Annotated in this window: 10 protein-coding genes; 6 read left to right on the forward strand and 4 right to left on the reverse strand. The window is 62.5% G+C overall.

Going from position 1 to position 10,624, the window contains the following annotated elements; genetic code table 11:
- Window positions 1-32 precede the first annotated feature (32 nt).
- Complete coding sequence (locus H7J73_RS17880) at window positions 33-764, reverse strand: response regulator transcription factor (protein WP_264068893.1); 732 nt, start codon at window positions 762-764, stop codon at window positions 33-35.
- Between the two features lie 1,261 nt (window positions 765-2,025).
- Here H7J73_RS17880 and H7J73_RS17885 point away from each other — a divergent pair.
- From H7J73_RS17885 to H7J73_RS17905, 5 genes are all read left to right on the forward strand, one after another.
- Complete coding sequence (locus tag H7J73_RS17885; protein ID WP_264068894.1) at window positions 2,026-3,282, forward strand: bifunctional glycosyltransferase family 2/GtrA family protein; 1,257 nt, start codon at window positions 2,026-2,028, stop codon at window positions 3,280-3,282.
- A 43-nt stretch (window positions 3,283-3,325) separates the two neighbouring features.
- Window positions 3,326-5,320 carry an ArnT family glycosyltransferase gene (locus H7J73_RS17890; RefSeq protein ID WP_264068866.1) on the forward strand — a complete coding sequence of 665 codons (1,995 nt, stop codon included), beginning with the start codon at window positions 3,326-3,328 and terminating at the stop codon, window positions 5,318-5,320.
- 242 nt (window positions 5,321-5,562) lie between these two features.
- Complete coding sequence (locus H7J73_RS17895; RefSeq protein WP_264068895.1) at window positions 5,563-6,471, forward strand: polyphosphate polymerase domain-containing protein; 909 nt, start codon at window positions 5,563-5,565, stop codon at window positions 6,469-6,471.
- A 51-nt stretch (window positions 6,472-6,522) separates the two neighbouring features.
- The gene (locus H7J73_RS17900; RefSeq protein ID WP_264068867.1) at window positions 6,523-7,200 is read left to right on the forward strand and encodes a DUF4956 domain-containing protein; all 678 of its coding nucleotides are present in this window, start codon (window positions 6,523-6,525) and stop codon (window positions 7,198-7,200) included.
- Window positions 7,200-8,663, forward strand: a complete 1,464-nt coding sequence (locus H7J73_RS17905; RefSeq protein ID WP_264068868.1) for a CotH kinase family protein — start codon at window positions 7,200-7,202, stop codon at window positions 8,661-8,663. The genes H7J73_RS17900 and H7J73_RS17905 overlap by 1 nt, the downstream gene beginning before the upstream one ends.
- Before the next feature lie 11 nt (window positions 8,664-8,674).
- Here H7J73_RS17905 and H7J73_RS17910 read toward each other — a convergent pair whose 3' ends face one another.
- Both H7J73_RS17910 and H7J73_RS17915 read right to left on the reverse strand, forming a co-directional pair.
- Window positions 8,675-8,998 carry a hypothetical protein gene (locus H7J73_RS17910; RefSeq protein ID WP_264068869.1) on the reverse strand — a complete coding sequence of 108 codons (324 nt, stop codon included), beginning with the start codon at window positions 8,996-8,998 and terminating at the stop codon, window positions 8,675-8,677.
- Between the two features lie 59 nt (window positions 8,999-9,057).
- Window positions 9,058-9,663 carry an MspA family porin gene (locus tag H7J73_RS17915; RefSeq protein ID WP_264068870.1) on the reverse strand — a complete coding sequence of 202 codons (606 nt, stop codon included), beginning with the start codon at window positions 9,661-9,663 and terminating at the stop codon, window positions 9,058-9,060.
- Between the two features lie 446 nt (window positions 9,664-10,109).
- On the opposite strand from H7J73_RS17915, the gene H7J73_RS17920 reads away from it, so the two are divergent.
- Entirely contained in the window at window positions 10,110-10,286 is a 177-nt protein-coding gene (locus tag H7J73_RS17920; protein WP_264068871.1) for a hypothetical protein, read from the forward strand.
- A gap of 46 nt (window positions 10,287-10,332) precedes the next feature.
- Here the strand turns inward: H7J73_RS17920 and H7J73_RS17925 are convergent.
- Window positions 10,333-10,624, reverse strand: a 292-nt coding sequence (locus tag H7J73_RS17925) for a hypothetical protein (RefSeq protein ID WP_264068872.1), incomplete at its 5' end; no start/stop codon positions are given.

Below are 10,624 nucleotides of genomic sequence, written 5' to 3' on the forward strand. Positions count from 1 at the left end.
ACCCGAACCTGGTCTTGTTCGAGCCCGTGATGTCAGGCGGGCTTGAGTACATACCCGACACCGCGCATCGTGTGGATCATCGGTCGGCGCCCGGCGTCAATCTTCTTGCGTAGGTAGGAGATATACAGCTCGACGACATTAGAGCGGCCGGCAAAGTCGTAATCCCAGACGTCGTCGAGAATCTGAGCCTTACTCAGCACGCGGCCGGGATTTTCCATCATGCAGAGCAGTAGCTGGTATTCGGTGGCGGTGAGCACAATCGGGTCTCCGGACCGAGTAACTTCGCGACTGCGCTCGTCCAGGGTGAGATCGCCGACGACGAGCTTGGTGACGTTGTCGGCAACCGCGATCCCGGTGTGACGTACCAACGCACGTAGTCGTAGGAGTACTTCCTCGACGCTGAACGGTTTGGTCACGTAGTCGTCGCCGCCGGCGCTCAAGCCTGCGACGCGGTCTTCGACAGAGTCTTTCGCGGTCAGGAACAACACGGGGAGGCCGGGTCTGATCTGGCGGAGCAGCGGCAAGACTTGCAGGCCATCGATATCCGGCAACATCATGTCGAGAACAACCAGGTCGGGTGCGTGCTCGCGGACGGCTCGAACTGCGCTCGCACCATCAGTCGCATACGAGACTTGCCATCCTTCATACCGCAGCACCATTGACACCAGCTCGGTGATGGCCGGTTCGTCGTCCACGACGAGTACGTGGATCGGGCTGCCATCGGCTTTGGTGGCGACTACGTCAGTGTTGGCTGCCTGGCTCAACCGGACAGTCGTATTGCGAGTGTGCATCGCACCGAATTTTGCGCCCCCTACGTGGGCGAATGCTGTCGCCCGGCTATGTGTCAGCTATGCGCAGGCGGGAAGCGTTGCGAGATTGCGCACAGGGGAGCCAACTGGACGAGCCAACGGGACCAGTCAAGAGACCAGTAAAAGAGACCTCCGAAACAGTCCGCGGCGTTGAGCCGCCCCGACATGTCTCGGAGGCCCCTTCCTACCGGATCGACGCGCGGTTTAGCGCGGCGGGCACGGTGCCAACGGCGGGCATGGCGCGCCGGCTCCGCCGGGGCCGGGAGCTCCTGGTCCACCTACCCCGGGACCGGGGCCACCCGGTCCGGGTCCGGGGCCACCTGGTCCGGGGCCACCAGGACCGCCGGGTGTGCAGGGTGCGCCAGGTAGGCACGGCGGCGGAGCGGCACTTGCCACCCCTTGGCCTACAAAGCCGCTCAATGCGAGACCACCCGTGAGCAGCGCGATACCGATGAGCTTTCGATGTTGAGTCATGGTGTGACTAGGTATCCTTCTGGTTGACAGTGGTTGTACGCCAACAAGTTTGCGTCAGATTCGTGGGTAGAGGCTGTGCGGAAGATATCTGTTGGATCTCGTATTCCTGAGGCATTTGTCGTAGAAGGCTCTGCCGCATAGCCATTTTCGCCCCGATCCTCGGCGCCGATCTGCGACCGACTGGTCGGGATCAGAACGGTGGCGGCAAGCACGGAAGAAGTGGCAGACACGGCGGACGGGGTGGACCTCCGAAACCGCCGCCAAACCCCGCGGGGCCACCGAACGCTTGTGGCGGGGGACCGCCCGGTCCGCCGAAGCCCGGTCCGCCGAAACCGGGTCCGCCGAGTCCCGGGCCGCCGGGACCGCCAAATCCTCCTGGGCCGCCAGGGCCACACGGCGCACCAGGGAAACACGGCGGCGGTGGGGCCGCGCTCGCGGTCTCGGCGCTGAGCATCCCACCGAGAGCCAACCCTCCTGACATCAACGCAATGCCGATGAACTTCTGTTGACGATTCACTTGATCGCCCACCCCTTCTCGTTGTGTTGGATCGAGCAGTACTGACACTGCCCTGTCGGCGTGAGCGCACGCTTTGCGTCGTATATCAAGTCGTTATGTGCTGGCGGCTAACACGATCGAGCTGCCGGACGATGCGGCCTGGATCGGGTGATTCGCATAGGTTTCTCAAATGTTCGGCCCACACCCGGCACAGCTGGGGGCTGCAGAGTTACCTGCATGCCCCAGATGCTGATGGACTCCCGCGCCACCGGACAAAGCTTGTCGAGCGGTCCGTCAACCCGCTCGCGTGTCAACGCCCTGGAAGATGCCGCCCGCCGGGGCGCACCGGTTCTCGATGTGGTGGTGCCGGTGTACAACGAGCAGGCGGCCCTGGCCGGCTCGGTGCATAAGCTGCACCGCTATCTTTCGGAGACGCTGCCCTTCTCGGCCCGTATCACCATCGCCGATAACGCGAGCATCGACGAGACGCCGCGCATCGCGGCCCAGCTTGCCGAGGAACTCGACGGCGTCCGGGTGGTCAGGCTCGAGCAGAAGGGCCGCGGACGCGCTTTGAATGCCGTCTGGGCGAACTCGGATTCCCCGGTTCTGGCCTATATGGATGTCGACTTGTCCACCGATTTGGCAGCTCTGGCGCCGTTGGTTGCCCCGTTGATCTCCGGGCATTCCGACCTGGCGATAGGGACGCGGTTGGCGCGCACCTCTCGAGTGGTCCGGGGACCAAAGCGAGAGGTGATCTCCCGCTGCTACAACATGATCCTGAAATCCACTCTGTCTGCAAAGTTCTCCGATGCCCAGTGCGGTTTCAAAGCCATCCGCGCCGACGTGGCGCAGCAGCTCCTGCCCCTCGTCGTGGACACCGGATGGTTCTTCGACACTGAGCTGCTGGTGCTGGCCGAGCGATCCGGCCTGCGAATTCACGAGGTACCGGTCGACTGGGTCGACGACCCCGACAGCCGGGTCGACATCGTCAGGACAGCCACCGATGACCTCAAGGGTGTTGCCCGGCTCTTGAAGGGCTTCGCCGGTGGCACGATCCCTGTCGACGAGGTGGCGGCACAGCTCGTACCGCGATCCGTCACTCCGCCGCGCCGCGGGGCGCATCAGCTGATCCGCTTCGCGGTGGTCGGTGCTATCAGCACTCTGGCCTACCTACTGCTGTTCAGCGCGCTGCAGAGCATGGTGGGTGCGCAGGCTGCCAACTTCGTCGCATTGCTGGTCACGGCGATCGGCAACACAGCGGCCAACCGGCGGTTCACCTTCGGTATCCGCGGACACGGCCGGCGGATCCGTCAGCACGCTGAAGGTCTACTGGTTTTCGGGATGGCCTTGGCGATCACCGGGGGAGCGCTGGCCAGCATGCACGCCCTGGTCAACCCGGCGCCGCACTGGCTTGAGTTGAGCGTCCTCGTCGTCGCCAATCTGACGGCAACGGTGCTACGTTTCATCGTCTTGCGCACCTGGATATTCCACCCGAACCGCTGACCTGCCATCGTCGTCGAGCTGACCGATCACTTCCGGGGGAACCATGACTGCCGAAACACAAGCGCCAGCAGCCGAGCCGCACAGCGGCGCCGCGCTAACCAATGTCGAGACCTCGCCAGACCCGCGCTGGGTCCGGCCGGGACTGGTCGCGTTGCTACTCGCTACCGCGATCTGCTGGACTATCGGGCTCAGCCGCAACGGCTGGGGCAACGCGTTCTATGCGGCGGCGGTGCAGGCCGGCACCGAAAGCTGGAAGGCTTTCCTGTTCGGTTCGTCGGATGCCGGCAATTCGATCACCGTTGACAAACCGCCCGCCTCGCTGTGGATGATGGAGCTCAGCACGCGCCTGTTCGGGATGAACTCATGGTCGCTCCAGCTTCCGCAAGTGCTGCTCGGCGTCGCTTCGGTGGCGCTGGTGTATGCCGCAGTGCGACGGGCGTACGGACCGGGTGCGGGCCTGATCGCCGGAGCGTTGCTGGCGCTCACACCGGTGGCCACGTTGATGTTCCGCTACAACAACCCCGACGCACTCCTGGTATTCGTCATGGTGGCCGCGGTTTGGGCGCTGTTGCGGAGTATCGACACCGGCCGGGCGCGCTGGATTGTGCTGTGCGGTGCGCTGATCGGCTTCGGCTTCCTCACCAAACAGTTACAGGTCATGCTGATTACCCCAGGACTGGCGATCGCCTATTTGATGGCTGGGCGACCGCGGCTGCGGACTCGTCTGCTGCAGCTGGTCGCGGGGTTGGCCGCCGCTATTGTTGCGGCCGGCTGGTGGGTAGCACTTGTCGAGCTATGGCCCAAGCAGGATCGCCCCTACATCGGTGGCTCGTCGAACAACAGCTTTCTGCAGCTGACGCTGGGATACAACGGTTTGGGCCGCATCTTCGGTGGCGGCGCGGGCGGCGGAGGTGGACTTGTCGGCCCGCCACCGGGCGGCGGTGGAGGCCCCGGTGGACCACACGGGCCGATGTTCGGGCAGGCCGGCATCACCCGACTGTTCGCAGGCGAATCGGGTGCCCAGATCTCCTGGTTGCTTCCGGCGGCGCTGGTACTGCTGGTCGCCGGCTTAGTACTGTGCGGCCGCGCGGCGCGTACCGACGTGTTGCGAGCTTCCTACATTGCGTGGGGCAGCTGGCTCCTGGTCACCGGCGTGACGTTCAGCTTCATGTCGGGGATCTTCCACGACTACTACACCGTGGCGTTGGCGCCGGCGGTAGCAGCCGTAGTCGGTATCGGCTCGGTGCACCTGTGGTGTCATCGCGAAAAAGTCTGGGTCGCTGCCATTCTGGGCGCAACAACCGCCTTGACCGCGGCGTGGGCGTGGATACTGCTGGGTAGAACCCCTGACTTCCTTCCTGCGTTGCGTTGGCTCGTCGTCGCCGTGGGCGCCGCGGCAGTCGTCCTTTTCCTCGTCGCGGCCCTGCGGCCGCGTCTGAGGCTGGCCAACCGCGAACTCACAGTGTGGGCGGCCGGGTTGGCCGTGGTTGCGGCGATTGCCGGACCCGTCGCGTACTGCGTCCAGACCGTGAGCACCGCGCATAGCGGACCTATCGTCACCGCCGGGCCGCCGACTAAGGGCGGTGGCATGCCGGGGTTCCCGGGTGGCGGTCCCGATTCAGGGAAACCGGGCGGCCCCGCCGGTCCTGGTGGCCCACCACCGTCGGGCGGCAAGGTGTCAGAACAGGTCACCACACTGTTGGCCACCGACGCCGGCGCCTATACCTGGGTCGCAGCGGCCAGCGGATCAATGGGCGGTGCCTCGGATTACCAACTGGCCACTGGTAAGCCGGTGATGCCGATCGGTGGCTTCGGTGGAATGGATCCGGCACCGACCCTGGAACAGTTCCAGAGCTATGTCACCGACGGACGCGTCCACTACTACCTGGATTCGTCACGCCCGGGGATGCCCTCGGCCGGTAACGATTCCCGAGCGAAGTCGCAGTCCGAAAAGATCAGCGACTGGATCAAGCAGCACTACAGCCCGACCACCGTCGACGGCGTCGTGTTGTACGACCTGACCGCACCTGCCCACTAGAGCTCGATCGCCCAAGCTCGGGCGCGTGCCGCCCACGCGATGAAATGGTCTGCGCCGGAGCCGGATCCCCGTGGTGCGCCAAACACATAGATGACACCGATCCTCGACACAGGTCGTACACATGTCGATGCTGCATGGTGGGTTCACCACAGATTCACCATGGGTTCATGAACAGTTCACCACCTGTATTCGCCTACGGCAGAAGGGAAGTCAGCATTTACAGGCAGCACGGGATAGCCGCGATGCGTGTGTTCAAGCGAATCCGCAGCGACACCGAGTCGACGGCCAACCGGACGCAGACCGAGGACGTGCCCACACAACCGACGGGATACCAGCAGACCGCGAGTCGGCTCCATGCCTTCAATCGATATGAGATCAAGTACTTCATCGACGAGCTACAGGTGCCACGCCTGCGCGATGAACTGGCGGCCCGCATGGATGTCGATCGCTTTTCGCCTCGCGGTGGATACCCCGTGACGTCGTTGTATTACGACACCCCCGATCTCCGATTCTTCTGGGAGAAAATCGAGGGGCTGAAATTTCGGCGCAAGCTCCGAATGAGGTTGTACGGCCCGCCGTCGGAGTGCACCGACGAGACTCCTGTGCAGATCGAGATAAAGCAGCGCGTCAATCGTGTCACGCAGAAACGCCGGATCGCGCTCCCGTATTCGTTGGCCAAGCGTTGGCTGAACGGCCGCCAGGAAATTGAGAGCGATCCAGGGCATCAACCATTCATCCACGAGGTCACCACCCTGATCGGCAATCTGGATCTGCGGCCGATCGTCACCACCGGGTACCTTCGCGAAGCATTCGTCGGCCGAGATGCCGATCTGGGCTTGCGCGTGACCATCGACCACAAAGTGCATGGCCGCGACCGCGATTTCGACTTCACCGCCAATGCGGAGAACCGATTCGTCATCCCGCCGAAACTGGCCATCCTCGAGGTCAAGGCCAATGAACGTGTTCCCTATTGGGTCAGTGACCTTTGCGCGCGCATGGACATGTCCGTCATCCGGGTGTCGAAGTACTGCCAATCGGTACAGGCGTTTGGTTTGACACCTCGTTCTCGGACCGGTGCACCAGAGTTGGAACTGCCGACCGATGCCGATACCCGGGTACCCGTGAACATCTTTTCTCAGCCCACTTCTTAAGACGCCGAACGTGTCACGTTCCGGCTCCGCACTCACGACAGGACTGTCGCTTTGACGTTTGACTTGCAAGACCTCAGTGGAACATTCACCACCTTCGACATAGTTGTCTCACTGTCACTATCGTTCGTTCTGTCGACGGTCATCGGCTGGGTGTATCGACGTACCCACAAGAATGTCTCCTACAGCCAGTCCTATGTGCAGACGCTGGTGATGTGCGGGATGATCATCACTCTGATCATGCTTGTCGTCGGGTCCAATATTGCGCGGGCCTTCGCCCTGGTCGGCGCCCTATCGGTGATCCGATTCCGCAATGCGATCAAAGAGACCCGTGACGTCGGGTTCATCTTCTTGGTGATGGCCATCGGTATGACCACGGGCACGCGCTTCTACCTACTGGCCATTGCGGCCACTGTGGCAATCTGCCTGGTGCTGCTCATCATGCACAGATTCAATTGGTTCAAGCTCGACGTCCAGCGCCAGGTGGTCAAAGTGCAGATTCCGCCGGAGCCGGAATACAACGACCGGGTGGGGGACGTGCTGATCGAATTCTGCTCGGAGTTCGAACTGGTCTCGACGGAGTCCATCCGGGCCGGCGCCCTCAATGAGCTGTATTACACCGCGCAGCTGAAGAAAGGAAAGAAGTCACCGGATCTGATCGCAGCGCTGAGCGAAGTCAACTCCGGCCAGCGAGTCACCGTGCTGACCGGTTATGACCAGACCGATATCTGATGGCAGCGCCTATCGACCCAGCCCCGCCGCCCCGCCGAAAACTGCGCCACCGCGTCCCGGTCTCGCTTCGTCAGCACTGGAGATTGCTGGCGGCGTTCGTTGTGTTCGTCACCGTATCGGCGACGGTCTTCGGGTCCGTCCGCATCCGCCCGTACATCACCGGGGACGCGACGATCATCGCGTCGGAGATAACCGAGAACATCACTGGCACAGAATATTTCTTCGACAGTACGGTTTCCCATCAGCTGTCAGTCGATATCTCCGCGCCGGAGTACAACGAGATGATCTCGGCCTACCGCGATAACGGTGAAAAGAAGTGGGTGACAGCTGATGTCACGATCGACGGCACTCTCATCACCGACGCAGCCGTTCGGCTGAAGGGCAACTCCACCCTGATGCCGCTGCGGGGGGACGACTTTCGGCCCCCGGGAGCCAGCGCCGGATTTCAGGCCCCGGGCGGGCTCGGTGCGGCGATGCCCACCGTATCGGAGGAGGACCCCGCTTCCTTGCCCCTGTTGATCAGCTTCAGTCACAATGCGGAGGGTCGTGGTTACCAAGGCATGACGGAGGTGTCGGTGCGGCCGGGATCTCCGGTGCTCAACGAAGCACTTGCGTTGTCACTCACCAGCGCTACAGATCAACCGACCCAGCGATACACCTACACCGTGTACTCGATCAACGGTGGAGCCAGCGCGACGCGGCTGGTGGTGGAACACCCCGACGAGTATTACGCGAACTCGCTGTTCGACTCCGACGGGTACTTGTATAAGGCAGACGCCAACTCGACGCTCGCTTACGTCGGCGATGATCAAGCCAAGTACACCAGTCAATTCAAACAGCTCAATGCTGAAGGCACAGGCGATCTTCAACCCATCATCAGGTTCGTGAAATGGCTGGATTCCGCCGATGACGCCGAGTTCGCCCGCGGGCTCGGAGACTGGGTGGACGTCGAATCGCTGGCCCGCTACCTCGCCACCCAAAATCTCCTCGTGAACGCCGACGATATGGGTGGGCCTGGCCAGAATTACTACCTCTGGTACGCCCTCGACTCCGGTTTGTTATCGGTGATCTCCTGGGATCTCAACCTGGCGATGCAGGGAAGCCCAACCCCCGGCCCGCACGAAGAAATCTCGATGGGGATGGGGCCGCCGGCCGGCGTGCAGAGCGACCCGCCACCGGCGGCATCGCCTCCCGCGAACCGGCCCGCGGTGCCCAAGAGTAATTCGTTGAAGACCCGATTCCTTGCCGCACGCGCGTTCACCGACCGCTATGACGCCGCATATTGGACGTTGTACGACGAAATCTACGGTAGCGGAGACGCTGTGAGCGTTCTGGACACCGTCGTGGCGCGAGTTCCACTGTCGGACAATCTGACCGGCGAAGACCTGCAGTCCGCCGCTACTGAGATGCGTAAGTGGATCGACGAGCGGACATCGGCACTGGCCGCGGTGCGGGAGCAGTGACGGCGCCGAACTTAGGGTGCGATCTCGCTGGGCACCGGGACGATTGGTGGTGAGGTCGTCTCGGACGGCGTCGCCGGCATGCTGGAAAGTTCGCCCGGCTGCCACTCGCCCGGAAGCACAATGGGCGGGCCCTTCTCCGAATCGGAGTCGATGCTGGTATCGCCCAACTCGGGCGGCCACGCCAGATCCGCGGACGGCCACACATCGATCACCTTCGAGGACGTCGGGCTGTTCCTGCTTCGGATGTCGTCATCGTCATCATCGTCGTCGTCGTCATCGGCGCGCACTATGCCGGCCGCGGCAATGGCGACCCATCCGAAGGCTAATAGCAGCAAAGCAATTCGCTGAACAGCACGATGGTTTCGGGTGGGCCTAAGTATTTCGTCTGCAGTGGTCATAGCGGCAGCACGTCTCCGTAGACGTTGGCGCTGTTGTCGGCGGAATCGGTGCTGATTTTCGCTGAGGCGAACAACCGGACCGATACCGGGCCAGCGCACCCATCGATCTGGATGTGCGCGTCGCGCACTGTGATGCTGGCGTTTCGGCCCTTGAGGACCTTGCTGCCAAGCCCGAGGGTCTTGATGGAGCCAGGTTTGACGGTCGTCGATATTTCTGGGCTGAGGTTCACCGATGATTCAGGGGTGTTGTCGAAATACTCGTCGGTGCCGTAATCGCTGTCGCCGTCAAGGCCGAGATCGAGTCCGTCGCCAACATCGATCTGGCAGCCTAGCTGAACACCGAGAATGGCGAACCCCGAGTTGACCGGAACCTGTCCGTCCCCGTCGATGGTCACCCGCACTTTGCCGGACACGAATCCTTCCTTGGTGAAGGGCGTCGCCGCGAGGTTGGGAACCGCGTTGATCCGGATCTCGGTCATCGAGAGATTGAACTGCCAGCCGTCATCGGTCTCGCCGGTCTGGGCTACATCGGGTAGGTCGATGGGTTCGGCGGCGGCGGTGCCGCCGCCAAGAAACAGCAACACCGTGCTGCAGGCCGTCACCCGAGTCATTTTGTATGGCAACAGCATGTCATTCCTGTTCTCGGCATTGTGCCGACGGCGTATCAATGAGGTCGGACCACTCAGCGGGCCACGGTGTCAGACAAGCGAATATGCCTATAGCCCTATCGCCCGGCCAGATCGTTCCGGCCACCCTGAAGCCCAGCATCAGCCGCGGGACGTGCACCCAGCTGCCCAGTGGTGCCTGCTGAAGAACTCGGCGACTTCGACGGTCCCCTCACGATGTTCTGGCTGCGGGCCGAGACTGAACACTGCACGGATGAAAGACTGCATGAGAGAGCTGTGGTTGTGATGTGCGAACTGCTAGCGCCAGATATGTAGTGCTGGAACTGTCCCGACTTCAGTTGACTCGCGGCGGGACAGCTTCTTCCGCTAAGACGAGCCAGTCGGTGATTGCTACGACGCCTCACCTAGCGGATAGTGGGGTCATGGCGCAGAGCGATAAGCGGGCGAAGTACCGCCACCTGCCTCCGAGTGGTGACCTCGCTGAGACTGTCGCGTCAGTCGATGAAGGCCCCGATCCGGCAGAGGATCTCGACACCTGGCAGGCACATGAGGGAGCGACTCCCTATCTCAGGACCACGTTGGGGCCGTGGGTGCGCTGAAACTCCCTGTGCTGCTTTGCTAGTGGCTCAACTCGAGGTAACGGGTCTACCGTTCCGGGCCGGGTTTCTTCGTACCGTCGCCGTCGTCGTCGGTCCAATCAACCCATTCTGGCGGCGGGACCTGCGGTTGATCGAAGTGGGCCAGATATCCGTTGGGGTCGTAGGTTGATTTCACCGTCTTCGACTTACGGATGTAGGTGACGACGTAGAACGTCACCCCCGCGACCAGGAACAGCACCACCCTGCGTGTCAGGGTGAGTTGAGTCCACTGGTTCAGAGCAAATCGGCCTGACGCGGGGCGAGATTCGGATCGGTAGGCGATGACCAGCTCGATTGTT

The organism is Mycolicibacterium komossense, assembly GCF_025822605.1.
Classification (GTDB): Bacteria; Actinomycetota; Actinomycetes; order Mycobacteriales; family Mycobacteriaceae; genus Mycobacterium; species Mycobacterium komossense.

Excerpts from the sequence above, each read along its gene's own strand:
- H7J73_RS17905 (WP_264068868.1), top strand. The coding sequence starts at position 7,200 with ATGGCAGCGCCTATCGACCCAGCCCCGCCGCCCCGCCGAAAACTGCGC.
- H7J73_RS17920 (WP_264068871.1), top strand. The coding sequence starts at position 10,110 with ATGGCGCAGAGCGATAAGCGGGCGAAGTACCGCCACCTGCCTCCGAGT.
- H7J73_RS17885 (WP_264068894.1), top strand. The coding sequence starts at position 2,026 with ATGCTGATGGACTCCCGCGCCACCGGACAAAGCTTGTCGAGCGGTCCG.
- H7J73_RS17890 (WP_264068866.1), top strand. The coding sequence starts at position 3,326 with ATGACTGCCGAAACACAAGCGCCAGCAGCCGAGCCGCACAGCGGCGCC.
- H7J73_RS17895 (WP_264068895.1), top strand. The coding sequence starts at position 5,563 with ATGCGTGTGTTCAAGCGAATCCGCAGCGACACCGAGTCGACGGCCAAC.